This is a genomic window from Streptomyces sp. B5E4, from assembly GCF_039871555.1.
In the GTDB taxonomy this organism is placed as follows: Bacteria; Actinomycetota; Actinomycetes; order Streptomycetales; family Streptomycetaceae; genus Streptomyces.
Map to the genome: position 1 here is coordinate 84,387 of NZ_JBDPMI010000005.1, position 25,678 is coordinate 110,064.

At 72.6% G+C, this 25,678-nt stretch carries 25 protein-coding genes; 15 read left to right on the forward strand and 10 right to left on the reverse strand.

Annotated features, from left to right (window positions below):
• Positions 1–205 precede the first annotated feature (205 nt).
• The 3 genes from ABGA99_RS09135 to ABGA99_RS09145 all read right to left on the reverse strand — a co-directional run bounded on the left by ABGA99_RS09135 (position 206) and on the right by ABGA99_RS09145 (position 3,717).
• The gene (locus ABGA99_RS09135) at positions 206–973 is read right to left on the reverse strand and encodes an adenosylcobinamide-GDP ribazoletransferase (RefSeq protein WP_347575720.1); all 768 of its coding nucleotides are present in this window, start codon (positions 971–973) and stop codon (positions 206–208) included.
• A 271-nt stretch (positions 974–1,244) separates the two neighbouring features.
• Positions 1,245–2,339 (reverse strand): nicotinate-nucleotide--dimethylbenzimidazole phosphoribosyltransferase, encoded by a 1,095-nt coding sequence (locus tag ABGA99_RS09140; RefSeq protein WP_347575392.1) that lies wholly within the window; start codon positions 2,337–2,339, stop codon positions 1,245–1,247.
• A 175-nt stretch (positions 2,340–2,514) separates the two neighbouring features.
• On the reverse strand, positions 2,515–3,717 hold the full coding sequence (locus tag ABGA99_RS09145) for a bifunctional adenosylcobinamide kinase/adenosylcobinamide-phosphate guanylyltransferase (RefSeq protein ID WP_347575393.1): 1,203 nt from the start codon (positions 3,715–3,717) through the stop codon (positions 2,515–2,517).
• A 105-nt stretch (positions 3,718–3,822) separates the two neighbouring features.
• On the opposite strand from ABGA99_RS09145, the gene ABGA99_RS09150 reads away from it, so the two are divergent.
• Positions 3,823–4,038: a hypothetical protein gene (locus ABGA99_RS09150; RefSeq protein WP_347575394.1), complete on the forward strand. Its 216-nt coding sequence runs from the start codon at positions 3,823–3,825 to the stop codon at positions 4,036–4,038.
• 92 nt (positions 4,039–4,130) lie between these two features.
• Here the strand turns inward: ABGA99_RS09150 and ABGA99_RS09155 are convergent, their stop codons facing one another.
• Positions 4,131–4,682: a DUF3043 domain-containing protein gene (locus tag ABGA99_RS09155; RefSeq protein ID WP_347575721.1), complete on the reverse strand. Its 552-nt coding sequence runs from the start codon at positions 4,680–4,682 to the stop codon at positions 4,131–4,133.
• Between the two features lie 318 nt (positions 4,683–5,000).
• On the opposite strand from ABGA99_RS09155, the gene ABGA99_RS09160 reads away from it, so the two are divergent.
• From ABGA99_RS09160 to ABGA99_RS09175, 4 genes are all read left to right on the forward strand, one after another.
• A complete protein-coding gene (locus ABGA99_RS09160; protein ID WP_101424950.1) occupies positions 5,001–5,810 on the forward strand; it encodes a PspA/IM30 family protein in 810 nt (269 codons plus the stop codon).
• A gap of 37 nt (positions 5,811–5,847) precedes the next feature.
• Positions 5,848–6,126, forward strand: coding sequence for a hypothetical protein (locus tag ABGA99_RS09165; protein WP_018837621.1), 279 nt, complete (start codon positions 5,848–5,850; stop codon positions 6,124–6,126).
• A gap of 88 nt (positions 6,127–6,214) precedes the next feature.
• On the forward strand, positions 6,215–7,675 hold the full coding sequence (locus ABGA99_RS09170; protein WP_347582458.1) for a histidine kinase: 1,461 nt from the start codon (positions 6,215–6,217) through the stop codon (positions 7,673–7,675).
• A complete protein-coding gene (locus tag ABGA99_RS09175) occupies positions 7,672–8,394 on the forward strand; it encodes a response regulator transcription factor (RefSeq protein WP_347582459.1) in 723 nt (240 codons plus the stop codon). The genes ABGA99_RS09170 and ABGA99_RS09175 overlap by 4 nt, the downstream gene beginning before the upstream one ends.
• 24 nt (positions 8,395–8,418) lie before the next feature.
• Here ABGA99_RS09175 and ABGA99_RS09180 read toward each other — a convergent pair whose 3' ends face one another.
• On the reverse strand, positions 8,419–9,294 hold the full coding sequence (locus tag ABGA99_RS09180; RefSeq protein ID WP_347575397.1) for a GNAT family N-acetyltransferase: 876 nt from the start codon (positions 9,292–9,294) through the stop codon (positions 8,419–8,421).
• A gap of 53 nt (positions 9,295–9,347) precedes the next feature.
• Positions 9,348–10,532, reverse strand: a complete 1,185-nt coding sequence (nadA, locus tag ABGA99_RS09185; protein WP_347575398.1) for a quinolinate synthase NadA — start codon at positions 10,530–10,532, stop codon at positions 9,348–9,350.
• Positions 10,533–10,840: 308 nt separating this feature from the next.
• On the opposite strand from nadA, the gene erpA reads away from it, so the two are divergent.
• On the forward strand, positions 10,841–11,194 hold the full coding sequence (erpA, locus tag ABGA99_RS09190) for an iron-sulfur cluster insertion protein ErpA (RefSeq protein ID WP_018837629.1): 354 nt from the start codon (positions 10,841–10,843) through the stop codon (positions 11,192–11,194).
• A gap of 120 nt (positions 11,195–11,314) precedes the next feature.
• Here erpA and ABGA99_RS09195 read toward each other — a convergent pair whose 3' ends face one another.
• Complete coding sequence (locus tag ABGA99_RS09195; protein WP_347582460.1) at positions 11,315–13,063, reverse strand: hypothetical protein; 1,749 nt, start codon at positions 13,061–13,063, stop codon at positions 11,315–11,317.
• A gap of 86 nt (positions 13,064–13,149) precedes the next feature.
• Positions 13,150–13,401: a hypothetical protein gene (locus ABGA99_RS09200; RefSeq protein ID WP_347575400.1), complete on the reverse strand. Its 252-nt coding sequence runs from the start codon at positions 13,399–13,401 to the stop codon at positions 13,150–13,152.
• A 146-nt stretch (positions 13,402–13,547) separates the two neighbouring features.
• On the opposite strand from ABGA99_RS09200, the gene ABGA99_RS09205 reads away from it, so the two are divergent.
• Positions 13,548–14,537 (forward strand): carbohydrate kinase family protein, encoded by a 990-nt coding sequence (locus tag ABGA99_RS09205; RefSeq protein WP_347575401.1) that lies wholly within the window; start codon positions 13,548–13,550, stop codon positions 14,535–14,537.
• A 73-nt stretch (positions 14,538–14,610) separates the two neighbouring features.
• Here ABGA99_RS09205 and ABGA99_RS09210 read toward each other — a convergent pair whose 3' ends face one another.
• Complete coding sequence (locus tag ABGA99_RS09210) at positions 14,611–15,993, reverse strand: aminotransferase class V-fold PLP-dependent enzyme (protein WP_347575402.1); 1,383 nt, start codon at positions 15,991–15,993, stop codon at positions 14,611–14,613.
• Between the two features lie 260 nt (positions 15,994–16,253).
• Between ABGA99_RS09210 and coxB the strand changes: the two genes are divergently transcribed.
• The 4 genes from coxB (at position 16,254) to ABGA99_RS09230 (ending at position 20,764) form a co-directional block, all read left to right on the forward strand.
• Positions 16,254–17,252: a cytochrome c oxidase subunit II gene (gene coxB, locus ABGA99_RS09215; protein WP_347575403.1), complete on the forward strand. Its 999-nt coding sequence runs from the start codon at positions 16,254–16,256 to the stop codon at positions 17,250–17,252.
• On the forward strand, positions 17,249–19,000 hold the full coding sequence (gene ctaD, locus ABGA99_RS09220; protein ID WP_347582461.1) for a cytochrome c oxidase subunit I: 1,752 nt from the start codon (positions 17,249–17,251) through the stop codon (positions 18,998–19,000). Before coxB ends, ctaD begins: the two co-directional genes overlap by 4 nt.
• The gene (locus tag ABGA99_RS09225; protein ID WP_347575405.1) at positions 18,997–19,395 is read left to right on the forward strand and encodes a cytochrome c oxidase subunit 4; all 399 of its coding nucleotides are present in this window, start codon (positions 18,997–18,999) and stop codon (positions 19,393–19,395) included. The genes ctaD and ABGA99_RS09225 overlap by 4 nt, the downstream gene beginning before the upstream one ends.
• Positions 19,396–19,510: 115 nt before the next feature.
• A complete protein-coding gene (locus ABGA99_RS09230) occupies positions 19,511–20,764 on the forward strand; it encodes an Ig-like domain-containing protein (RefSeq protein WP_347575406.1) in 1,254 nt (417 codons plus the stop codon).
• 69 nt (positions 20,765–20,833) lie between these two features.
• On the opposite strand, the gene ABGA99_RS09235 is transcribed toward ABGA99_RS09230, so the two are convergent.
• The gene (locus tag ABGA99_RS09235) at positions 20,834–21,247 is read right to left on the reverse strand and encodes a hypothetical protein (RefSeq protein ID WP_347575407.1); all 414 of its coding nucleotides are present in this window, start codon (positions 21,245–21,247) and stop codon (positions 20,834–20,836) included.
• A 146-nt stretch (positions 21,248–21,393) separates the two neighbouring features.
• On the opposite strand from ABGA99_RS09235, the gene ABGA99_RS09240 reads away from it, so the two are divergent.
• The 4 genes from ABGA99_RS09240 (at position 21,394) to ABGA99_RS09255 (ending at position 25,591) form a co-directional block, all read left to right on the forward strand.
• Positions 21,394–22,014 carry a heme-copper oxidase subunit III gene (locus tag ABGA99_RS09240; protein ID WP_347575408.1) on the forward strand — a complete coding sequence of 207 codons (621 nt, stop codon included), beginning with the start codon at positions 21,394–21,396 and terminating at the stop codon, positions 22,012–22,014.
• A gap of 63 nt (positions 22,015–22,077) precedes the next feature.
• A complete protein-coding gene (locus ABGA99_RS09245; protein ID WP_347575409.1) occupies positions 22,078–22,890 on the forward strand; it encodes a c-type cytochrome in 813 nt (270 codons plus the stop codon).
• Positions 22,887–23,960, forward strand: coding sequence for a Rieske 2Fe-2S domain-containing protein (locus ABGA99_RS09250; RefSeq protein ID WP_347575410.1), 1,074 nt, complete (start codon positions 22,887–22,889; stop codon positions 23,958–23,960). Before ABGA99_RS09245 ends, ABGA99_RS09250 begins: the two co-directional genes overlap by 4 nt.
• The gene (locus tag ABGA99_RS09255; RefSeq protein ID WP_347575411.1) at positions 23,957–25,591 is read left to right on the forward strand and encodes a ubiquinol-cytochrome c reductase cytochrome b subunit; all 1,635 of its coding nucleotides are present in this window, start codon (positions 23,957–23,959) and stop codon (positions 25,589–25,591) included. The genes ABGA99_RS09250 and ABGA99_RS09255 overlap by 4 nt, the downstream gene beginning before the upstream one ends.
• Positions 25,592–25,678 lie beyond the last annotated feature (87 nt).

Here is a 25,678-nt window from a genome sequence, read left to right on the forward strand (position 1 = left end):
GCGTCGGCGGCGGCGTCGGTCGCGTGCCGAACCCGCGCCGTTCGCCCGAAGTGCGGACGTCGGAGGTTGACGCCGGGTGCTCGACGGGGGCCCGACGGCGGTGAGGAGGGGGTGGGCGCGGTGGTCCGGGGAGCGCGGCAGGCGGTGGGGACGCGCCGTCGGGTGTCACGTCCGGTGTGCGGACGGCGCGAAGTTGACGAGGGGCCTAGGCGGGCCCCAGCACGGCGGCGACGAGGGCGGCGGTCGCGGCGGTCTCGGCGAGTGCGCCGAACACGTCGCCGGTGACCCCGCCGAGCCGGCGGACGCAGTGGTGCCGCAGCAGTTCGGCGGCGGCAAGACCGGCGGCGACCGCGAGGGCGGTGTGCAGCGCCGCGTATTGGCCGGAGAGGAGCCCGGCCGCCGCGGCGGTCACGGCGGTGGCAACTGCCGTGCAGCCGACGGCCGTACGGGCGGACAGCACCCCCGCCACCGCGGCGCCCAGGCCCTCCGGGCGGGCCGCCGGCACGCCGGTGCGGGCGGCGAGGGCGAGGGCCGCGCGGGCGGCGACGGCGGCGGCGGTGACGGCGAGCGCGGCGCGGGTCCGGGAGCCGTCGCCGTACAACTCGGCCACCGCGGCGGCCTGCCCGCCCAGGACCAGCAGCAACGTGATCACGCCGAACGGGCCGATGTCGGAGCGCCGCATGACCGCCAGAGCTCCCGCGGCGGGCCGCCCGCTGCCCAGCCCGTCGGCGGTGTCGGCGAGCCCGTCGAGATGCAGCCCGCGCGTCAGCACGGCCGGCACGGCGACGGTGGCCACGGCGGCGACGGCCGCCCCGGCTCCCGCGAGCAGCAGCAGCCAGCCGGCCCCGGCCGCGACTGCGCCGAGCACGAGCCCGACGAGGGGCGCGGCGAGCATGCCGCCGCGGGCGGCGGCGCGGTCCCAGCGGCGGACGCGTACGGGCAGGGCGGTGAGGGTCCCGAAGGCGAACCGCAGCGCGTCGAGGTGAGGGGAGGCGGGCGCGTCCGGGGCGGTACGACCGCCCGACGGGCCGGGGCGGGGGTCGTCCGGGTCTGCGGCATCGGACCGGTCGTGCACGGTCGCGTCGGGCGCCGGACCGGGACCGGCGGTCTCGTGCGACTCGTCCGGCCGCCCCGGGTCCCGGCCCTCCGCGGGGCCGGCCGCGTCGGGCGCCGGACCGGGACCGGCGGTCTCGTGCGACTCGTCCGGCCGCCCCGGGTCCCGGCCCTCCGCGGGGCCGGCCGCGTCAGGTGATGTCGTCAACCGCTTCCTCGGCCGCGGGGTCCTCCGGGCCGGCCGTGTTCTCCGGCAGGTCCGCCCACAGCTCTGCCGCCGCCTGGAGGAACGGCAGGGCCAGCAGGGCGCCGGCGCCCTCGCCCGTCGTCACGCCGTGGTCGAGCAGCGGGTCGATCGCGATGCGGTCCAGCGCCTTCTCCTGTGCCGGCTCGCCGCTCGCCTGACCGGCCAGCCACCAGTCCGGCGCCCGGAACGCCACCCGCTGCGCGACCAGCGCCGCCGCCGCCGAGACCACCCCGTCGAGCACCACCGGCGTGCGGCGTACCGCCGCCTGCAGCAGGAAGCCCGTCATCGCGGTGAGGTCCGCGCCGCCGACCGTCGCGAGCAACTGCAACTGGTCGCCCAGCACCGGCCGCGCGCGGCGCAGCGCGTCGCGGATCGCGGCGCACTTGCGCATCCACGCCAGGTCGTCGATGCCCGCGCCGCCGCGGCCGGTGACCACGGAGGCGTCGGTGCCGCACAGGGCCGCGACGATCGCGCCGGCCGCCGTGGTGCCGCCGACGCTGAGGTCGCCGAGGAGCAGCAGGTCCGTACCGGAGTCGGCCTCCTCGTCCGCGACCGCCATGCCGGCCCGGAACGCCTCCTCGGCCTCCTCGGCCGTCAGCGCGTCCTCGACGTCGATACGGCCGGACCCGCGGCGTACGCGATGGCGGGTGACCTCCTCCGGCAGCGACTCCGGGTCGCAGTCGAGCGCCATGTCGACGACCCGCAGCCCGGCGCCGAAGCGGCGGGCGAGGATCGCCGAGGTGCTCCGGCCGTCGAGCGCGGCGCGGGCCAGCACGTCGGCGGTGCCCGCGGCGCGTCCGGAGACGTCCAGCCCGGCGACGCCGTGGTCGCCGGCGAAGAGCACCAGCCGCGGTTCCGCGACCGGCTTCGCCGGCACACCGCCCTGCGCCGCCGTCAGCCACTCGCCCAGGTCGTCCAGGCGGCCGAGCGCGCCGGGGCGTGGGCCATGGGTCGCCCGCCACTCCTCGGCATCGCGGCGGATGGCCGAGTCGGGGCGGTCGATGTCGTTGATGAAGTCGTCCAGATTCAGGCCGCTCACGGGCGCAGATTACCCGCCGGGGGCGCCGCCGACTCCGCTGCCCCCGAGGTTGCCCGCGCCCGCGGGGACCGGTGCGCGGGCGGTTGGTCCGTATCCGATCCGGTATCGGAGCAGGGGTGTACGCGGCACGCGGGAGGTCTCCCCGGGCCCGGCACCCGCCGCACCGCAGAACCGATCACCCCCGGAGGACCCGCACCTGTCCCGCCACCACCAGCAGCACCTGTTCGCACTCCGCCGCCACCCCCGCGTTCAGCCGGCCCAGCTCGTCGCGGAACAGCCGGCCCGCCGGGGTGGCCGGGACGACGCCCGAGCCGACCTCGTTGCTCACCGCGACGACCGTGCGGCGGGTGGCGCGTACCGCCGCGACCAGCTCGTCGACCCGTGGCCGTACGTCGCCGCCCTCCCATGCTCCCGCCCGGTCCATGGCGTCCGTCAGCCACAGCGACAGGCAGTCGACGAGCAGCGGCGGCGCGCCGTGCGCGGCGAGCAGCGGCACCAGGTCGCAGGTCTCGGTGGTACGCCAGCTCGCCGGCCGGCGCTCGCGGTGGACGGCGACCCGCGCCGCCCACTCGGCGTCCCCGTCACGGGCGCCGCCGGTGGCCGCGTACTCGACCTCCGGGAACGCCGCGAGCCGCCGCTCCGCCTCCACCGACTTGCCCGACCTGGCGCCGCCCAGGACCAGCGTGCGCCGCGGCACGGCGGGGCTGTCCGGGCCGTGCCCCGCGACGAGGCCCTGCCCGTCCGGTACGGCCCTGGCCCCCGCGGCGGCGAGCCGCCGGTGCAGCTCCGGCCCCGGCGGCGGCGTCGGCCCGGAGGCGTCGCCGGAGTGGCCGCCGAGGTGGACGGCGACGACGTCGGTGGCGGCGGTGACGGCGCCGTGGGCGCGCAGCCGGGCGAGCGCGTCGGGGCGGCCGCAGACGTCGAGCAGCACCAGGTCGTACGGCTCCACCGGCCCCTCCAGGCCGGCCGGCGCGGCCCGCGGCGGCAGATACAGCAGCCGCCGCCCGCCGGGCCCGGTGATCTCGTACCCGGTGCCGGGGAAGTCGACCGCGACGGCCCGCACCCGGTGCCCGCTGATCAGCGTCACCTCCTGCCCGTCCGGCGCCCGCGACGGCGCCGGCACGCCCGCCGGGGGCGCCAGGGCGGGGCCGTCGTGCGGGTGGCTGAGCAGCACCTGCATGACGCCGGACAGCGTCCGCCCGGCACGCGCCGCGGCGAGCGCCGCGCCGGGCGTGAGGTCGAGCAGCACGATGCCGTCCACCAGGACGGACGTCGCCGCCCGCGCCTCGGGCCCGACGGCGGCGGCGCACGCCGCGCAGGGGCAGCCGGGGCGCGGCAGCCCGGCGGGCGCACCGGTGCCGAGGAGGGTGATGTCCACGCCCCGATCGTCTCGCGAGCGGCGGTCCCGCGCCCGGGCGGGGCCGCGCTTCAGCGCTCTCGGTTACGCTGCGAGCGCACTATCCGGCGTGGGACGGAGGCATTCATGGCAGCGTGGACCTGGCGGTTCGAGAAGGCCGACGGCACGGAGACGACCCCGGCGGTGGAGCCGGAGGACTTCACGACCCAGGGGGACGCCGAGTCATGGCTCGGCGAGGTCTGGAAGGACCTGCTGGCGGGCGGCGTCGAGCAGGTCAGGCTGCTGGAGGACGGGGCCGAGGTCTACGGCCCGATGAGCCTCGCGGCGGCCGAGGGCGCGTAGCGGCAAGCCCGCAGCGGGAGCCCGGCACCGGGCGGCGGCGTTCGGCTCGTACGGGCGTACGCGGCGGTCTCCGCCCCGTACGCCCGCCGGCGTCAGGGCCGCTCGCCCCGCTTCACCTGCGGCTTCGGCAGCCGCATCCGGCGAAGCTGCAGCGTGCGCATCAGCGCGTACGCCCGGGCGCCGCGGTGGCTCTCGTCCGGGAAGCGCGCCTTGAGCTGCTTCTTCACCTGCACGGAGATCGCGATCGAGTCGAAGACGATGAGCACGATCACGAACAGCCACAGCAGCAGCGAGATGTTCTTCAGCCCCGCCGACGGCGTGATGCTGAGCATGAGGATGACGATGGCCAGCGGCAGGAAGAACTCCGCCACGCACCACCGCGAGTCCACGTAGTCCCGCACGAACTTGCGCACCGGGCCCTTGTCGCGCGCGGGCAGGTATTTCTCGTTGCCCGAGGCCAGGGCCTCGCGCTGGCGGGCCATGTCGGCCCTGCGCGTCTCCCGCGCGCGCTTCGACGCCTCCTTGCGCGTCACCGGCGTCTTGGCCATGGCGCGGCGCTGCGCCTGCGAGTCGCTGCGCTTGGGCGTGGGCCTGCCCTTGGGCGCCTCGGCCGGACGCACATGCTTCGACTCCACCGCGCTCACCTCGGGCTCAGTGGACTGGTCATCCTTGGAACGGCTTCCGAACACAAGCCCAAGAATAGGGGCAGTCGGGTGTACGACACAGAGCGAGGGGGAACGATCCGGCAACGGCGTGCGTGTCACTACCTGTGGGGGCGCGTGAACCGGGAGCCCCTACGGTCGTCTACTCCCTGGGCGGGAGGACGGACCCCCCGCGGTTCGTCCCACAGGAGGAGCGCATTGGCGCCCAGGCAGTGCGGTAATGGAAGCAGGGCCCGTACTGTGGGTTCTGCAGAGTATGTGCCGAGGCTGAAGTCCGTCAGAAGGGGGCGCGCGAGGCCCATGAGCGGTGTCATGAAGCGGATGGGGATGATCTTCCGCGCGAAGGCCAACAAGGCCCTGGACCGGGCCGAGGACCCGCGCGAGACCCTCGACTACTCGTACCAGAAGCAGCTTGAGCTGCTCCAGAAGGTGCGCCGGGGTGTCGCCGACGTGGCGACGTCGCGCAAGCGCCTGGAGCTGCAGCTCGGGCAGTTGCAGAACCAGTCCGCCAAGCTGGAGGACCAGGGCCGCAAGGCCCTCGCCCTCGGCCGCGAGGACCTTGCGCGCGAGGCGCTGTCCCGCAAGGCGGCGCTGCATCAGCAGGTCACCGACCTGGAGACGCAGCACCAGACGCTGCAGACCGAGGAGGAGAAGCTCACCCTCGCCGCCCAGCGGCTGCAGGCCAAGGTGGACGCCTTCCGGACGAAGAAGGAGACCATCAAGGCCACGTACACCGCGGCGCAGGCGCAGACCCGGATCGGCGAGGCGTTCTCCGGCATCTCCGAGGAGATGGGCGACGTCGGCCTGGCCGTGCAGCGCGCCGAGGACCGTACGGCGCAGATGCAGGCCCGCGCCGGCGCGATCGACGAGCTGCTGGCCTCCGGTGCGCTGGACGACCCGACGGGGATGGCGAAGGACGACATCTCCGCCGAGCTGGACCGGCTCTCCGGCGGCGCGGACGTCGAGCTGGAGCTGCAGCGCATGAAGGCAGAGCTGGCGGGCGGCCCCGCCGAGCAGCAGCAGGCGATCGAGGGCGGCCAGCAGGGCGCCCAGACGCCGCCGCAGCAGCAGGCCCCGCCGCAGGACGCGCCGCGGTTCGACAAGCAGTGACTGCCCCGCGACGGGCTCGGAAGAACGGGAGAAGGCCGTGATCGTACGGATCATGGGGGAGGGTCAGGTGAAGCTGGACGACAGCCACTTCACCGAGCTCAACAAGCTGGACGACGAACTGCTCGCCGAGATGGAGAGCGGTGACGAGGCCGGCTTCCGGCGGACGCTCGGCGCCCTGCTCGACGCCGTACGCTCGCTGGGCACCCCGCTGCCGGACGACGCGCTGGAGCCCTCCGAGCTGATCCTCCCGGGGCCTGACGCCTCCCTGGAGGAGGTCCGGGAGATGCTCAGCGACGACGGCCTCATTCCCAGCTGACTCCCGGACTCCCCTCACGAACGCCTCGGCCGCTCCGCGCCCCGGTCGTCAGGACCGGGGCCGGCCCTCCTCTGCACACCCCGCTGCCGTGACCTCACTCGCCGCTCTGCCCCGCTGGCTGCGGGCGCACCCCCTCGCGGCCGACGCCCTGCTGGCGGCGGCCGCGCTCGCCGCCATCCTCATCAGCTCCGTGTTCCCGGACCGCGGGGCGAACGCGCCGCCGCCGGCCGACCTCGGCCCCGCCGAGGTCGTGCTCGCGACCGCGGCCTGCGCCGTCCTCGTGCTGCGGCGGCGGGTGCCGTGGGCCGTGCTCTCCGCCACGATGGCGCTGACCATCGCGCACGTCATCGCCTCGGCGGGCGACCCGCGCTCGCCGATCGCGCTGAGCGTCGTGGTCGCCCTCTACACCGTCGCCGCCCGCACCGACCGGCACACCACCTGGCGGATCGCGTTGCTCACCATCGGGGTGCTGACGTTCGCGATGATGCTCTTCGGCGACCGCCCCTGGTACGCGGACGAGAACCTCGGGGTCTTCGCCTGGACCGGGATGGCCGCGGGCGTCGGCGACGCCGTGCGCAGCCGCCGGGCCGTGGTCGACGCCATCCGCGAGCGCGCCGAGCGGGCCGAGCGGACCCGCGAGGAGGAGGCGCGGCGGCGGGTCGCGGAGGAGCGGGTACGGATCGCGCGCGAGCTGCACGACGTCGTCGCGCACCACATCGCGCTGGTCAACGTCCAGGCGGGGGTGGCCTCGCACGTGATGGAGAGCCGCCCGGACCAGGCCAAGGAGGCACTGGCGCACGTACGCGACGCCGGTCGCACGGCGCTGGAGGAGCTGCGTACCACCGTCGGGCTGCTGCGCCAGTCCGGCGACCCGCACGCGCCCACCGAGCCGGCGCCGGGGCTGGCGATGCTGACGGAGCTGGTGGAGGGGTTCGTCCGGGCGGGCACGCCGGTGTCGGTGGAGGTCGCCTCGGAGCTGGGCCCGCGCAGGACGGCGGTGACGACGCGGGTGGAGCGGGCCGCCGAGGTGATCGGCGGGCTGCCGGCGGCGGTGGACCTGGCGGCGTACCGGGTGCTGCAGGAGGCGCTGACGAATGTGCGCAAGCACGCGGGGGAGCAGGCGCACGCGGTGGTGAGCCTGTCGCGGGAGGCGGACGGGCTGGAGGTCACGGTCCGCGACGACGGCCGGGGCGGGGACGGCACCGCGGCGGACGGCGGACGCGACGACGGCAGACGGGACGATGGCGGGCGGGCCCGTGCCGAGGGGGACGCGGACGGCGAGCGTGCGGGCGGACTCGGGCTCGTCGGCATGCGGGAGCGGGCCGCCGCGCTGGGCGGCCGGTGCACGGCGGGAGAGCGTGCGGACGGCCGGACGGGCTTCGAGGTACGGGTACGGTTGCCGCTGCGGGTGACCGCGGACGCGGACACGGGCGGCACGCACGCCGCCGGCGGCCCGGGCCGGGACCGGCCACCGCGCGAGACGAACGGGACGCGGGCGCCCGGCTGTCTGCGCCGCGCGCCCGGCGAGGCGATCAAGGAGCAGGGGTGAGCGAGGTCCCGCCGCCGCGGACGCGGCCGATCCGGGTGGTGCTGGCGGACGACCACGCGCTGATGCGCAGCGCGTTTCGCGTCCTGGTCGACTCCGAGCCGGACATGGAGGTCGTCGGCGAGGCGGGCGACGGGGCGGAGGCGGTGCGGATCGTCCGCGAGACGGACGCGGATCTGGTCCTCATGGACATCCGGATGCCCGGCACCGACGGCCTGACCGCCACCCGCACGATCTCCGAGGACGACAGCCTCCACCACGTGCGCGTGGTGATCCTCACGACCTTCGAGGTCGACGACTACGTCATCGAGGCGCTGCGCGCCGGCGCGTCCGGCTTCCTCGGCAAGGGCGCGGAGCCCGGCGAGCTGCTGGCCGCCATCCGGGTGGCCGCGGACGGCGACGCGCTGCTGTCGCCCACGGCGACGAAGGGGCTGATCGCCCGCTTCCTGGCGGCCGGCGACACCTCGCCGGGCGGCACGGCGGACGTCACCGGGGGCCAGGCGGCGACGGACCGCCTCGCCGTCCTGACGAGCCGGGAGCGCGAGGTGCTGGGCCTCGTCGCCCGCGGCCTGGCGAACGACGAGATCGCCGGCCGGCTGGAGGTCAGCCCGCTGACGGTGAAGACGCACGTCAACCGCACGATGGCCAAGCTGGGCGCCCGCGACCGGGCCCAACTGGTGGTGCTGGCCTACGAGTCGGGCCTCGTCCGCCCGGGCGGCTAGGCCCGTGCGGCCGGGCCCGTACCGCTACAGGAACATCCCCGACGGAAGGTACGGCGCCGGCGGCCGCATGCCCCGGACGCACACGTAACCCGCCGTCGTCAGCTCCAGCCCTGCCGCGAGCCCCACGTCCACCGCCCACTCCTGGTCCGCCGTCAGGTGCGCGACCCGCGCCGCCGTCCCCGGGGCCAGGCTCAGCAGCGCCGCCGTCAGCAGCCGCGCCGCGATCCGGCGCGACGTCGCCGCCAGCATCTCGACCTCGCCGTCGCGCAGGTAGGCGTACCCGCTGCCGGCGAGGTCGTCGGAGACGATGCACCGGTAGTGCCGCAGCAGCTCGGTGTGGTCGGGGCCGTGGGCGCCCCCGCGGAGCCTGCGGTCGACGGAGTCCATGAGGTCGCGCTGGCCCGGGCCGCCCTCGACGACCGCGCCCGTGGGCGGTTCGAGACCGGCGTGGTCGACGGTGCCGCGCAGCCGCATGGCGGGGTGCAGGGTGAAGCCCGCGGCGCGGTAGGCGCGGGCCGCGTGCGGGTGGCGGGAGCCGCAGATGAGGCCGCGCAGGCAGCCGCGTCCGTACACGAGCGTGCGCGCGAGCAGCGCCTTGCCGAGCCCCTTGCCCTGCGCCTCCGGCGTGACGACCAGCAGCGACAGCCCCCAGGTGCCCTCGCGTCTGGTGGACAGCGCCGCGCCCACCGGCCGGCCGGAGTCGTCCAGGGCCAGCCAGCAGCCGCTGGGGTCGGTGCGCGCCAGGTGCCGTACGACGCTGCGCAGGAGGATCGCCTCGCTCTCGCCGGGCTCCTCGGGCGGGTCGCCCTTGGCGGCGTGCGAGGCGGCGAACGCGGCGTGGGCGGTGAGGCGTACGGCCTCGGCGTCGTCCTTCGAGTCGCGGACCTGGCGCAGGATCATGAGGTCAATCCTCTGCCCTGCGCCGGGCCCGCGTCACCCCCCGCATCCGGACGTCAGGGCAGCGCCAGCATCCGCTCCAGCGCGAGCTTGGCGAAGTCCTCGGTCTCCTTGTCGACCTCGATGCGGTTGACGAGCTTGCCGTCGGCCAGCGACTCCAGTGCCCAGACCAGGTGGGGCAGGTCGATGCGGTTCATCGTGGAGCAGAAGCAGACGGTGCGGTCGAGGAAGACGATCTCCTTGTCGGGGTGCCGCTTCGCCAGCCGGCGGACGAGGTTCAGTTCCGTGCCGACGGCCCACTTCGAGCCGGCGGGGGCCGCGTCGAGGGCCTTGATGATGTGCTCGGTGGAGCCGACCTGGTCGGCGGCGGCGACCACCTCGTGCTTGCACTCGGGGTGGACCAGCACGTTCACGCCGGGGATGCGCTCGCGTACCTCGTTCACCGAGTCGAGCGAGAAGCGGCCGTGCACGGAGCAGTGCCCGCGCCACAGGATCATCTTCGCGGCGCGCAACTGCTCCGCGGTCAGGCCGCCGTTCGGCCGGTGCGGGTTGTAGAGGACGCAGTCGTCGGGGGACAGGCCCAGGTCGCGTACCGCGGTGTTGCGGCCGAGGTGCTGGTCGGGCAGGAACAGCACCTTGCCCGTGCCGGCCGCGCGCTGGTCGAACGCCCAGTTCAGGGCCCGCTCGGCGTTGGAGGAGGTACATATGGTGCCGCCGTGCCGACCGGTGAACGCCTTGATGTCCGCCGAGGAGTTCATGTACGAGACGGGGACGGTGACGTCCGCCACACCGGCCTCGGTGAGCACGTCCCAGCACTCGGCGACCTGCTCGGCGGTGGCCATGTCGGCCATGGAGCAGCCGGCCGCCAGGTCGGGCAGGACGACCGCCTGGGCGTCGGAGGTGAGGATGTCCGCGGACTCGGCCATGAAGTGCACACCGCAGAAGACGATGTACTCCGCCTCGGGGCGGGCGGCGGCCTGCTGGGCCAGCTTGAACGAGTCACCGGTCACGTCGGCGAACTGGATGACCTCGTCGCGCTGGTAGTGGTGGCCGAGGACGAAGACCTTTTCGCCGAGCCGCTCCTTGGCGGCGCGGGCGCGCTCGACCAGCCCGGGGTCCGAAGGGGCGGGCAGGTCGCCTGGACAGTCGACGCCGCGCTCGCTGGAGGGGTCGGCCTCCCGCCCGAGCAGCAGCAGGGCGAGGGGCGTGGGGGTCACATCAAGGTCCTGGGCGGTGGTCACAGCGCACTCCACCCTTTCTCTTCGGCTCTCGGCGGGCTGCCGGCGCATCCATTTTCGTCACATTGACGTTATTAATCATATCCCCTTCGCGTCAGGTTGACGATGGTGCTCGCGTCAATGTGACGAATGCCGCCCGCGGGCCCCGGCCCGGTCCGTACGGCCCTCCTCCGACCTCGGGCGGATGACCCGAAGTGGTGGCGTATGCGAGCATGAAAGGAGCAAGAACGCGCGCCCCCGGCCGGAATGAATCGGGAGCGCGGCCGGTTGGACTCGATCGGCAAGCAGTCCACAACCCGGGAGACATGCGAATGACCGTTCAGGGCGAGACCACCGCAGTCGACGGCATCATTCTGTCCGACGCCGCTGCGGCGAAGGTCAAGAGCCTGCTGGAGCAGGAAGGCCAGCCGGATCTCAAGCTCCGCGTCGCCGTACAGCCCGGTGGCTGCTCCGGCCTGCGCTACCAGCTCTTCTTCGACGACCGCGACCTCGACGGCGACGTCGTCAAGGACTTCGGTGGCGTCTCGGTCGTGACCGACCGGATGAGCGCCCCGTATCTGACCGGCGCGTCCATCGACTTCGTCGACACCATCGAGAAGCAGGGCTTCACGATCGACAACCCGAACGCCACCGGCTCCTGCGCCTGCGGCGACTCCTTCAGCTGACGAACCGCCCGGAGCGCACGGGCCGCGGCCCGTACCGGCATGAGGAAGGCGGCGGAAACCCCCACGGTTCCGCCGCCTTCCGCTTGTGTGGGCGTCGCCGCCCGGCGTGGCAAGTTCTTACTACTCCTCCTTGGCCGCCACCCGCTCTCCCGTTCGCGCGTCCACGACCCTGCGCCCGTCGAGCGGCGCGGACAGCTCCACCGTCTCCGTCAGGCGCTTCGCGATCTTGATGCAGACCTGGCCCGGCTTTTCCTCGCCGGTGAGCCGCACCGTCACCGTGCCGTCCGACTCGTCGGCGGTCGCCGCGTAATCGGTGCACACGCCGCCCCAGAAGTGCAGCTCCAGGGTGCGCCCGGACACCGAGTACGACTCGATGCCCACGGCGCTGCCCACGGCACCGCCGTTCTCCGGCTGCTCCTCCGGCGCCGACGACGGCGGCTGCGCCGGCTCGGCGGGCTCCACCTGACCGGGCGATTCCGGCGCCGAGCCGCTGCCCGTGCCGGGGGCGCTGCCCGAGTCGCTGCCGGAGCCGCCGCCCGCGCCGGGCTCGGCGCCCGGGGCGGATGTCGGCGGGGCCGGCTCGGGGACCGGCGGCGTGCTCGGTTCGGCGGAGGTGACGTACTCCGGCGCGACGGCCAGTTGCGGCCAGACGATCGTGCCCGGCCTGCCGCCGTGGAACGGGGTCGGCGCGTCGCTCGTCACCGCGAACAGCCAGGACGGCACCAGCACCGGCCGCCCCTCCACCGACTGTGCGGAGAGCCCGAACTCGGCGCCGCGCACCTTGGTCGGCGTCATCCTGCCCATGCACGGGTCCACCTTGCCGGCCGGCGGCTTGCCGGGCCCCGTGCCCTTCTCGTACGGCACCGCGGAGGCGCACGCCGGGGCGACCGCCGGCTCCTCGCCGTTGCCGCCCGAGGGCTCGTTCAGCTCCCGGAACGCCGCGTCCGCCGTGATCACCGGGTACGTGTCCGCCTCGGCCGGCGCGGCCAGGTAGCCGTTGCCGCCGGTCACCTGCCCGTCCCCGCCTATCTGCAGCGACGTCTGCCAGCCCGTCGTCGGCAGGCCGCCGACGACCGGCTCCGCCGTCACCGTACGCACGGCCCCGAACGGCTCGGCCGCCGCCACCTCGGCGTCCTTCTGGCCCACCGCCGCGAGCACCGGCTCCGCGGCCTTCTCCGCCGCGGACCCGGGCACCGGGTCGCCCGCCTGGCCGCCGGGCCGGGGGGCGGGGGCCTCGCACGCGGACGTCACCGCCGCGTCCGGGTCGCCGCCGTCCTGCTGAGCCGGCAGCGGGAGGTCGCAGGCCGTGCCGCCGTACTGGTGGTACGTCCAGGCGCCCGGCGCCTCCGCCTGGACCTGGAGCAGCGGACCCTGCCCGTCGCGCGAGACGCCGACGCGCCAGCCGCCGCCCTCCTCGCGGGGCCTGCCGTCCATCCCCAGCGCCTCCGCGAGCCGCGCCACGTCGGCGGCCCCGACCCGGCCCGCCGGCTCGAACACCGGCGCCTCGTCGGGCCCCTCGGGCAGCTCGCCGACGAGCCGCAGCGGCCCGCGCGCACCCGTCGCCGCGGTCTCCACGGAGAGCCCGTCGAGCCGCAGCGGCGGCGGCTCGCCGCCGTCGGAGCCGGCGCCGCCGCCGTCGTCCGTCCGGTCCACCAGGTACGCGACCCCGCCGCCGGTCAGCATCACCGCGGCGGCGACGGCCGCGGCCACCAGCACGCCGGGCCGGCGCCTGCCGCCGTCCGGGTGGCCGGGCTCGCCGTGCCGGCCGAGACCGCCCGGGTCGTCGGCGTCCCGGCCGTCCGGCCCGGACGCGCGGGCGTGCGCGGGCTCGGGCTCAGGCGCGGGACCTGGGGTGTGCTCGGTGCTCACCGTTCGGCTCCTTCGTCGGGGATGACGATGGGACGCCGGTCACGCGGATCCGGTTCCCTCCGGGGGGAGCCGACCGGGCGAAGGGGTCAGTCGCCGTACTCGGACATGCCGCGGAGCAGGTCCGCGGACGCCGGCGGGACCATGATCCGCGCCAGACCGCTGATCCGGGAGTCCGGCACGTGCCCCGAGGGGGTGTGCGCGTGCCCCGACCAGTGCGGCGCCATCCGGGCGCAGTCGGTGCGCAGCTCGGCGAGGCCGCCGTCCAGTTCCAGGGGCGCAGTGCTCGGAAAGGCCGGCGGCGGGAGGGGGGTGGCGGAGGCACGCGAGTCCTTGTGCATGTCCCGACCGTACGCATCCGCGGGGAGGAGGGGTAAGACCTACTATCAGGTAGTTTTGGCCGGGTCGAACCCGTCCGGAGGCCGGTGTTCAGCCGGTAGCGTGAGCACTACCCGCGTTACCTGCCCCGCCTACAGGAGCGTACGCCGTGCATATTGCCGTTTCCGGCTCCATCGCGACCGACCATCTCATGACCTTTCCCGGTCGGTTCTCCGATCAGTTGGTCGCAGACCAACTGCACACAGTCTCGCTGTCGTTCCTCGTCGACAAACTGGACGTGCGCCGCGGCGGAGTCGGACCCAACATCTGCTTCGGCATGGGCCAGCTCGGCGCCCGCCCGATCCTCGTCGGCGCGGCCGGCCCCGACTTCGACGAGTACCGCGACTGGCTGGAGCGGCACGGGGTCGACACCGGCTCCGTACGCATCTCCGAAGTGCTGCACACCGCGCGCTTCGTCGTCACCACCGACGCCGAGCACAACCAGATCGGCTCCTTCTACACCGGCGCCATGAGCGAGGCCCGGCTGATCGAGCTGAAGACCGTCGCCGACCGCGTCGGCGGCCTCGACCTCGTCACCATCGGCGCCGACGACCCCGAGGCGATGCTGCGCCACACCGAGGAGTGCCGCACCCGCGGCATCCCCTTCGCCGCCGACTACTCCCAGCAGATCGCCCGCATGGAGGGCGACGGCATCCGCACCCTCACCGAGGGCGCCGCGTTCCTCTTCTCCAACGAGTACGAGAAGGGGCTGATCGAGACCAAGACCGGCTGGGGCGACGAGGAGATGCTGACCCGCGTCGGCACCCGCGTGACCACGCTCGGTGCCCGCGGCGTGCGCATCGACCGCGCCGGCGAGGAGCCGATCCTCGTCGGCTGCCCGGAGGAGGAGCGCAAGGCGGACCCGACGGGCGTCGGCGACGCCTTCCGGGCCGGCTTCCTGTCCGGGCTGAGCTGGGGCGTGAGCATGGAGCGGGCGGCGCAGCTCGGCTGCATGCTGGCGACGCTGGTCATCGAGACCGTGGGCCCGCAGGAGTACGAGCTGCAGCGCAGCAACTTCGTCGCCCGGTTCACCAAGGCGTACGGGCAGGAAGCCGCCGCCGAGGTGCAGGAGCACCTGCCGGAGACGGCGCAGGACTAACGGTGCCGCGCGGGCGCCCGGCGGACAGGACGAGCCGGGCGTCCGCCGCGCGTCCGCCGTACGGACCGGCCGCTCAGCTCCTGCGCCGCACCCGGTAGCCCGTGCCGCCGCCGGCCGCCGGCTCCTCGCCGACGTACTCCTGCCCGCGCATCCCGCACCACGCCGGGATGTCCAGCCGCGCCGCCTCGTCGTCCGACAGCACCAGTGCCGTGCCGCCCACCGGCACCCGGTCGAAGACCTTCGCCAGCTCTATGACGGGGATGGGGCAGCGCCGGCCGCGCGCGTCGACCACCAGCTCCCCGCCCGGCGCCTCCTCCGCCGCACCGCTCACCGTGCCCAGCTCCGCCCGCACCGCGGCGACCGCGTCCCGCAGTGCCCCCAGGAAGCCCTGCACGTCCTCCGCCGACGTCCCCTGCGGCAGCGACACGCGCACGTTGCCCTCCGACAACACGCCCATGGCCTTGAGCACATGGCTCGGCGTCAGCGTGCTCGACGTGCACGAAGACCCGGACGAGACCGAGAAACCCGCCCGGTCTAGCGCGTGCAGCAGCGCCTCCCCGTCCACGTACAGACAGGAGAACGTCACCAGATGCGGCAGCCGGCGCTCCGGATCGCCGACCACCTCCACGTCGGCGACCGTCTCCGGCACCCGCGCACGGATCCGGTCCACCAGCGCCCGCAGGCGGGCGTCCTCGGCCTCCGCCTCCCCGCGTACGGCGCGCAGCGACGCGGCGGTGGCGACGATGGCCGGGATGTTCTCGAAGCCGGGCGCGCGGCCCGACTCCCGCTCGTCGGCCGGGCCCGACGGCGCGAAGCGGGTGCCCTTGCGCACCGCGAGCAGCCCCACGCCGGGCGGGCCGCCCCACTTGTGCGCACTCGCCGCCAGCAGCGACCACGGCCCGGCGACCCGTCCCCAGCCCAGCGACTGCGCCGCGTCCACCAGCAGCGGCACCCCGGCGTCCCGGCACTCCTCGGCCGCCTCGGCGACCGGCTGCTCGGTGCCGACCTCGTGGTTGGCCGACTGCAGACAGGCCAGCGCGGTATCGGCGCGCAGCGCCTCGGCGTACGCCCCGGGCGCGACCCGGCCGCCGCGGTCGACCGGCACGTACGTCACGTCCCCGTCCGCCGCCCGGTGGGCCTCCGCGGAGTGCAGGACCGCGGAGTGCTCGACCGACGAGACGACCAGATGCCGGCCGGTGCGGCGGCGGCCCGCCAGCGCCCCGGCGATGCCGTCGTGGACCGCGCGCGTACCGGAGGACGTGAACACCAGCTCGTCCGGGCGGCAGCCGACCAGCTCCGCGGTGGTCTCGCGGGCGGCGTCCAGCAGCCGGCGCGCCCGGCGGCCCTCCCGGTACAGCCGGGCCGGATCGGCCCAGCCCTCGTCGAGCGCGGCGAGCAGCGCCTGCCGGGCGATCGGGTGAAGGGGCGCGGACGACGCGGCGTCGAAGTACGGCACCCGACCACGCTAACCCCTGGTCCGCGCGGCCGGGACCACGACGCCGGGACCCCGGCCGGGCCCCGGGCGGACCCCGACGGGGGACCGGCGGGACCGAGTTGACGGCCCCCGCCACGCCATCGGAGTGCCCCCGGCGCGCCAGGGCACCCTCCCCGAGCGACCCCAAATGGCGTCCAGTAGGGTTTGGTCCGCGTAAACATCCAAACCTGCTGCCCGCGCGCCCGAAGGGACCGTGGGCGAGACTCTCGGGAAGGCGCTACGTGAGTCACAACGGCTCCGACCTCCCCCGCGGCCACAAGGCGGCCGCGGGAGGTACCCGCTCGCCGCGGCGCACGATGCGGCGAAGGCTGCCGCAGGCGCTGGCCGCGGGCCTGGTCCTGGTCACCCTCTCCGGTTGTACCTACAAGGACTTCCCCCGCCTGGGCATGCCCACGCCGGCCACCGAGGAGGCGCCGCGGATCCTCTCCCTGTGGCAGGGTTCCTGGGCGGCCGCACTGGCCGTCGGGGTGCTCGTCTGGGGCCTGATCCTGTGGAGCGTCATCTTCCACCGCCGCTCCAGGACCAAGATCGAGGTCCCGGCCCAGGTCCGGTACAACCTGCCCATCGAGGCGCTGTACACGGTCGTCCCGCTGATCGTCGTGGCGGTGTTCTTCTACTTCACCGCGCGCGACGAGAGCAAGCTGCTGGAGACGTCGGAGAAGCCGGACCACGTGATCAACGTGGTGGGCTACCAGTGGAGCTGGGGCTTCAACTACCTGGAGAACCTGGACGGCGACGCCGCCACGCCGGCGAAGCGGCCCAAGGAGCTCGACGCCATCCCCGACCGGGACTTCGAGGCCGTGCCGAAGGGCGCCGAGGGCGTCTACGACTACGGCGTGCCCGCCAGCGAGAACGAGCAGACCGGCAACCCGGGTCCCACGCTGGTCCTCCCCAAGGGTGAGACGGTCCAGTTCGTGCTGACCTCCCGGGACGTCATCCACTCCTTCTGGGTGGTGCCGTTCCTGATGAAGCAGGACGTCATCCCCGGCCACACCAACGTCTTCGAGGTGACCCCCAACAAGGAGGGCACCTTCCTGGGCAAGTGCGCCGAGCTGTGCGGCACGGACCACTCCCGGATGCTCTTCAACGTGAAGGTGGTCTCCCCGGAGAAGTACCAGGAGCACCTGCAGAAGCTGGCCGACAAGGGCCAGACCGGGTACATCCCGGCGGGCATCCCCCAGACCGACGCCGCTAGGAATGCGGAGACCAACCAACAATGAGCATCCTCAACGAACCCCAGGGTGCGGCGGCCGCGGGCGCGGACGAAGACGCATACGAGGACGAGGTGCCCGCGCGCCGCCGCGAGCCCGGCAACGTCGTGGTCAAGTGGCTGACGACCACCGACCACAAGACGATCGGCACGCTGTACCTGGCGACGTCGTTCTTCTTCTTCATCGTCGGCGGTGTGCTGGCGCTGTTCATGCGCGCCGAGCTGGCCCGGCCGGGCACGCAGGTGATGAGCAACGAGCAGTTCAACCAGGCGTTCACGATGCACGGCACGATCATGCTGCTGATGTTCGCGACGCCGCTCTTCGCGGGCTTCGCGAACTGGATCATGCCGCTGCAGATCGGCGCGCCGGACGTGGCGTTCCCGCGGCTGAACATGTTCGCGTACTGGCTGTACCTCTTCGGGTCGCTGATCGCCGTCGCCGGCTTCATCACCCCGCAGGGCGCGGCCGACTTCGGCTGGTTCGCGTACACGCCGCTCTCCGACGCGGTGCGCTCGCCGGGCGTCGGCGCCGACATGTGGATCATGGGTCTGGCGCTCTCCGGCTTCGGCACCATCCTCGGCTCGGTCAACTTCATCACCACCATCATCTGCATGCGGGCGCCCGGTCTGACGATGTTCCGCATGCCGATCTTCACCTGGAACGTGCTTCTCACCGGTGTGCTGGTGCTGCTCGCCTTCCCGGTGCTGGCCGCCGCGCTGCTCGCGCTGGAGGCGGACCGCAAGTTCGGGGCGCACATCTTCGATCCGGCCAACGGCGGTGCGCTGCTCTGGCAGCACCTCTTCTGGTTCTTCGGGCATCCAGAGGTGTACATCATCGCGCTGCCGTTCTTCGGCATCATCTCCGAGATCATCCCGGTCTTCAGCCGCAAGCCGATGTTCGGCTACATCGGCCTGGTGGCCGCCACGATCTCCATCGCCGGCCTGTCCGTGACCGTGTGGGCGCACCACATGTACGTGACAGGTGGCGTACTCCTACCGTTCTTCGCGTTCATGACGATGCTGATCGCGGTGCCGACAGGAGTGAAGTTCTTCAACTGGATCGGCACGATGTGGAAGGGATCACTGAGTTTCGAGACACCGATGCTCTGGTCCATCGGCTTCCTGGTGACGTTCGCCTTCGGCGGTCTGACCGGTGTCATCCTGGCCTCGCCGCCGCTGGACTTCCACGTCTCCGACTCGTACTTCGTGGTGGCCCACTTCCACTACGTGGTCTTCGGCACCGTCGTCTTCGCGATGTTCGCGGGCTTCCACTTCTGGTGGCCCAAGTTCACCGGCAAGATGCTCGACGAGACGCTCGGAAAGATCACCTTCTGGACGCTGTTCATCGGCTTCCACGGCACGTTCCTGGTGCAGCACTGGCTGGGCGCCGAGGGCATGCCCCGGCGGTACGCGGACTACCTCGCGGCCGACGGCTTCACCGCCCTGAACACCTTCTCGACGATCAGCTCGTTCCTGCTCGGCATGTCGATGCTGCCGTTCTTCTACAACGTGTGGAAGACGGCGAAGTACGGCAAGAAGATCGAGGTCGACGACCCGTGGGGCTACGGCCGCTCGCTGGAGTGGGCCACGTCCTGCCCGCCGCCGCGGCACAACTTCACGTCGCTGCCGCGCATCCGGTCCGAATCGCCGGCCTTCGACCTGCACCATCCCGAGATCGCGGCGGCCCAGGTCGGCCACGGTCACGGCGCCGGTGCCAAGACGCTCGTCGGCGGCGGCAGCGAAGGGGAAGCGAAGTGAAGATCCAGGGCCACATGTTCGGCTGGCTCGCCGCCTTCGTCCTGGTCGCGGCGATCGTCTACGGCTACTGGTCGAAGGAGCCGGTCGGCACCACCGCGCTGTTCCTGGCCTTCGGCCTGACCGCGATGATCGGGTACTACCTGGTCTTCACGGCCCGCCGGGTCGACACCGGGGCGCAGGACAACAAGGAGGCGGAGGTCGCCGACGACGCCGGCGAGCTGGGCTTCTTCAGCCCGCACAGCTGGCAGCCGCTGTCGCTGGCGATCGGCGGTGCGCTCGCCTTCCTCGGCATCGTCCTCAACTGGTGGCTGCTGTACTTCTCCATTCCCGTGATCCTGGTCGGCCTCTACGGCTGGGTCTTCGAGTACTACCGCGGGGTGGACCAGAACCAGTAGCACGCACGACAGCACAGCTCCACCGAGGGGCCGCGGCACGCCGAACGGGTGCCGCGGCCCCCTCGTATGGCCCACACACCGCGCGTCGCGTTGTGCATCTGCCTAGCGTGTGATCATGAGCCAAACGCCCCATCGCCGCACGGCAGTCAGTTGTTCGTTGCTGTTGGTCGCCCTCGCCCCCGGCCTCGCCGCATGCGGCGCGGGCGGCCATCCGCTGGCCCGCGAGCCGGGAGAGCCCGCCGGCCGGATCACCCTCGCCGGCCTGGCCGATGACAGCGATCGTGCCGACCCCTCGGAGGACCTGGAGGTCACCGCCCAGGGACAGGCCCGCATCACCGACGTCACGGCCGTGGACGAGAGCGGCCGGTACGTACGCGGCCGGCTGTCCGAGGACGGCCACACCTGGCGCAGCACCGTGCCGCTGGCCTCCCGGTCCCGGTACAGCGTCGAGGTGAGCACCGAGAACGACGACGGTACGCCCGGCCGCAAGCGGCTGACGTACCGCACCTCGAAGGCCAGGACCAAGAAGCCGATGAAGGTCGAGCTGGGCCCCGACAAGGGCACGTACGGCGTCGGCCAGCCCCTGACGGTCAAGCTCGACCGGGCCGTGAAGACCCAGGCGGAACGGGCCGTCGTCGAGCGCGGGCTGAAGGTCAGCTCGACTCCCGTGGTCGCGGGCGCCTGGTACTGGGTCGGCAACAAGGAACTCCACTACCGTCCCCAGGACTACTGGCCCGCGGGCGCCCGGGTCCGGCTGGAGAGCAGGCTGGAGGGCGTGAAGGTGCGCGAGGGCGTCTACGTGAGCGCCACGAAACCCCTCGAACTGAAGATCGGCGACCGCATCGAGGCGGTCACCGACGCCGCCACGCACGAGATGACCGTCTTCCGCAACGGCAAGGCGATCAAGACCATCCCGGTGACCACCGGCAAGGCGGGCTTCGAGACCCGCAACGGCAAGAAGGTGGTCCTGGAGAAGCAGTCGAGCGTCCGGATGACCGGTGCCAGCATCGGGGTCGGCGGCACCGGCGAGGACTACGACCTGCAGGTGTCCTGGGCGACCCGGGTCACCTGGAGCGGCGAGTACGTGCACGCCGCGCCCTGGTCCGTGGGCTCGCAGGGCTCCGCCAACGTCAGCCACGGCTGCACCGGAATGAGCACCGACAACGCCGCCTGGTTCTTCAAGACCGTACGGCCCGGCGACATCGTGGAGGTCGTCAACAGCTTCGGCGACGACATGGCCCCGTTCGGCAACGGCTTCGGGGACTGGAACCTCTCCTGGACCAAGTGGCAGGAGGGCAGCGCCCTGACGCCCGGCGTACGCGACGGCGGCGGCCCGGCCGACGCGAGCCGGCTGCGGCCCGCGGTCTGAGACGCCCTGCCCGGCCGACGGCCGGAAGGCCCGGCCGGGAAGCGCGAACTCCTCAGACGCCGGCCGCCCTCAGGCGCCGACGGCCAGCCGCGTCCGCAGCACGCCCGCCAGACCGTCCGCGAGCGCCGCCGGGTCGACCGGGTGCGCCACGGTGGCCTCCGCCCGGCTCCAGGTCGCCAGCCAGGCGTCCTGCGGGCGGCCGATGAGCAGCAGGACGGGCGGGCACTGGAAGATCTCGTCCTTGATCTGGCGGCACACGCCCATGCCGCCGGCCGGCACCGCCTCGCCGTCGAGCACGCAGGCGTCGATGCCGCCCCGCTCCAGCTCCGCCAGCACCGCGGGGAGCGTGGCGCACTCGACGTACTCCACGGGCGGCAGATCCGCCGCGGGCCGGCGGCCGGCGGCGAGCCGGACCTGCTCGCGCGTGTTCGCGTCGTCGCTGTAGACCAGTACGTTGACCGGTCCTGCGGCCGTCGACTCCATGGTTCCTCCGGTGGTTCTCGGGCACCGCTCTCACCGCGGATGCTACTCCGCCCGGCATGCGGCGGTGCAGTCCAGGGCCCCTCCGCAGGGCCTTGACACTCCGAACGGCACCCCCCGGAGTGAGGCGGAGATAAGGGACCGACATAATGTCGGACGTGGCGACAGCAACAGCAGCAGTAGAGACCGGGCACGCGCACCCGTCGGTCAACCGGCCGAACCTCACCAGCGTCGGAACCATCATCTGGCTGAGTTCCGAGCTGATGTTCTTCGCGGCCCTCTTCGCGATGTACTTCACCCTGCGTTCGGTGATGGGAGCGGACTTCTGGGGGGAACAGGCCGACACCCTCAACGTTCCGTTCGCACTCGGCAACACCACGATCCTGGTGCTCTCCTCGCTCACCTGCCAGCTCGGCGTGTTCGCCGCCGAGCGCGGTGACGTGAAGAAGCTGCGCATGTGGTTCTCGGTGACCTTCATCATGGGTGCCGTCTTCATCGCCGGGCAGGTCACCGAGTACGTGGAGCTGGTGCACGAGGGCATCACGCTCTCCTCCGGCCCGTACGGCTCGGTGTTCTATCTGACCACCGGCTTCCACGGACTGCACGTGACGGGCGGCCTGATCGCCTTCCTGCTGGTCCTGGGACGCACCTACGCGGCCAGACGGTTCACGCACCAGCAGGCGACCGCCGCGATCGTGGTGTCCTACTACTGGCACTTCGTCGACGTGGTCTGGATCGGCCTCTTCGCCACGATCTACTTGATCAAGTAACCGGCCGGGGAGCCGGCACCGAGAAGCACACCGACGCTGAAGATCCTGATACCGGGGTAATCCGTGAAAAAGCTCTCCGCACGACGGCGCCATCCGCTGGCGGCGCTCGTCGTCCTACTCATCGCGCTGGCGGCCACCGGGGGGCTGTACGCCACATTCGCGCCCACCGGTAAGGCGCAGGCCGACGAGACCAGCGCACAGTCCCTCGCCGTCGAAGAGGGGCAGAAGCTCTACCGGGTCGGCTGCGCGAGCTGCCACGGCACCGGCGGGCAGGGCTCCAGCGACGGCCCCAGCCTCGTGGGCGTCGGCGCGGCGGCGGTGGACTTCCAGGTCTCCACGGGCCGGATGCCCCTGCAGCAGCAGGGCGCCCAGGCGCCGAAGAAGCCGAACATCTACACCCAGAAGGAGATCGACCAGCTCGCCGCGTACGTCGCCTCCCTGGGCCCGGGCCCGGCGGTCCCCGAGGAGAGCCAGTACGACCCGGCGGGCGGCGACGTCGCCCGCGGCGGTGACCTGTTCCGCACCAACTGCGCGCAGTGCCACAACTTCACCGGCAAGGGCGGCGCCCTGACGGACGGCAAGTACGCGCCGAGCATCGACGGCGTGGACCCGAAGCACATGTACGAGGCCATGCAGACCGGCCCGCAGAACATGCCGTCCTTCCCCGACAAACTGCTGACGACCACGGACAAGCAGGACATCATCGCCTACCTCGACGAGGTCGGCGGTGACGAGGCCGAGTCGCCCGGTGGCTTCAGCCTCGGCGGCCTCGGCCCCGTGAGCGAGGGTCTGTTCGCCTGGGTCTTCGGGCTCGGCTCCCTCGTCGTCCTGACGATCTGGATCACCGCCCGGACTGCAAAGGCCAGGAAGTCATGAGTAGCCAGGCTGGCTCTGAGAACGAGAACAACGGCGAGCACCTGCCGACCGTCCGGGAGGGCGAGGAGGGCGGGGGCGTCGCGGTCGAGGAGCGCGACCCGTTCGCCAACCCCGGCATGCCGCCGCACGAGCCGCGCAAGCAGGACATCGACGAGCGTGCCGCCAAGCGGTCCGAGCGCACCGTGGCGCTGCTGTTCACGGTGTCGATGCTGGCGACCATCGGTTTCATCGCGGCGTTCGTCGCCATCGACGTCGACAAGATCGTCTACATCTTCCCGCTCGGCCACGTCAGCGCGCTGAACTTCGCCCTCGGCGTGACCCTGGGCCTCGCGCTCTTCTGCATCGGCGCCGGCGCGATCCACTGGTCGCGCACGCTGATGTCGGACGTGGAGGTGATCCAGGAGCGGCACCCGATCGAGGCCTCGGAAGAGACCAAGGCCATCACCAAGGCCGAGTGGCGCCAGGGCACCGAGGAATCGGCGATCGGCAGCCGCAAGCTCATCCGCCGCACCATGCTCGGCGCGCTCACGCTGGTGCCGCTCGCCGGCGTGGTGCTGCTGCGCGACCTCGGCCCGCTGCCGGGCACCAAGCTGCGCCACACCATGTGGGGCAAGGGCAAGCTGCTCATCAACATGAACACCGACGAGCCGCTGCGCCCCGAGGACATCACCGTCGGTTCCCTCTCCTTCGCCAAGCCCGAAGGGCTGAAGGAAGGCGACCACGACTTCAACACGGAAATCGCCAAGGCGGCCCTGATGCTCGTCCGGATCCACCCGGGCGACATCAAGGACCCGAGGTCGGCGGACTGGGGACACGAGGGCATCCTGGCCTACTCCAAGATCTGCACGCACGTCGGCTGTCCCGTCAGCCTGTACGAGCAGCAGACGCACCACGTGCTGTGCCCGTGCCACCAGTCGACGTTCGACCTCGCCGACGGCGCGCGCGTGCTCTTCGGCCCGGCAGGCCACCCCCTGCCGCAGCTGAGGATTACGGTCAATGACGAGGGCTACCTGTACGCGCTCGGCGACTTCGACGAGCCGGTCGGCCCGAGCTTCTGGGAGCGCGGATGAGCACCACCACGACAGACACACGCCGCAAACCGCCGAGCAGAGGCGAGAAGGTCGCCGACTGGGCAGACGCCCGGCTGGGCCTGCACGCCGCCGGCCGTAAGAACCTCCGCAAGGTCTTCCCGGACCACTGGTCCTTCATGCTCGGGGAGATCGCCATGTACACCTTCATCATCGTGTTGCTGACGGGTGTGTACCTGACGCTCTTCTTCAAGCCGAGCATGGCGGAGATCACGTACCACGGTTCGTACGCGCCGATGAACGGCGTGCACATGACCGAGGCGTACGCCTCCACGCTGGACATCAGCTTCGACGTCCGCGGCGGGCTGCTCATCCGGCAGATCCACCACTGGTCCGCGCTGATCTTCATCGCGGCGATGGCGACGCACATGATGCGCGTCTTCTTCACCGGTGCGTTCCGCAAGCCGCGCGAGGTCAACTGGCTCTTCGGCTTCACTCTGCTGGTCCTCGGCTGCATCGCCGGCTTCACCGGCTACTCGCTGCCCGACGACCTGCTGTCCGGCACCGGCGTCCGGTTCATGGAGGGCGCGACGCTCGCCACCCCGGTGGTCGGCACGTACCTGGCGTTCTTCCTGTGGGGCGGTGAGTTCCCCGGGACGGACATCATTCCGAGATTCTTCTCGATCCACGTGCTCCTGGTGCCGGGCATCATGCTGGGACTCTTCGTGGTCCACCTGATCCTGGTCTTCTACCACAAGCACACCCAGTACGCGGGTGCCGGCAAGACCAACGACAACGTCGTGGGCATGCCCTTCATGCCGGTCTACGTGGCGAAGGCGGGCGGGTTCTTCTTCCTCATCTTCGGCATCATCACCGTGATCGCGGGGATGTTCACCATCAACCCGGTCTGGGATCTCGGACCCTACCGACCGGACCTGGTCTCCACCGGAGCCCAACCGGACTGGTACATGGGCTGGACCGAGGGCCTGATCCGGTTCATGCCAGGGTGGGAATGGGTCATCCCGGGCGGATACACGATCAACTTCGGGGTGTTCATCCCGCTGATCATCGTCGGCATCGTTCCGGTCGCGCTGGTCGCCTACCCGTTCTTCGAGGCCTGGGTCACCGGTGACCGCCGCGAGCACCACACCCTGGACCGCCCGCGCAACGTGCCGACCCGCACCGCCTTCGGTGTGGCCTGGCTGACCTGGGTCTTCGTGCTGCTGATGGCCGGCGGCAACGACCTGTGGGCCACGCACTTCCACCTCTCGATCGAATCGATCACCTGGTTCGTGCGGGTCGCCTTCTTCGTCGCCCCGGTGCTGGCCTTCTGGATCACCCGGCGCATCTGCCTCGGGCTGCAGCGGCGGGACCGTGAGAAGGTCCTGCACGGCCGGGAGACGGGCATCATCAAGCGGCTGCCGCACGGCGAGTTCATCGAGGTGCACGAGCCGCTGTCGCAGGAGGAGCTGCACAAGCTCACCGCGCACGACCAGCACGCGCCGCTGGAGCTCGGCCCAACGGTCGACGACAACGGCGTGGTGCGCAAGCAGGGCCCGGTGGAGAAGCTGCGGGCCAGGCTGTCGCAGAGCTACTACGGCGAGGCCGGCCAGATCCCGAAGCCGACCCGGCGCGAGTACGAGGAGATCACCAGCGGCCACGGGCACCACTAGGGCCTGTCCGCCGCCGGGCGATCACCGCCGGGGCCCCCGTCCAGCAGTTGGACGGGGGCCCTTCGGCGTATTCTGCGGTCGATAGGC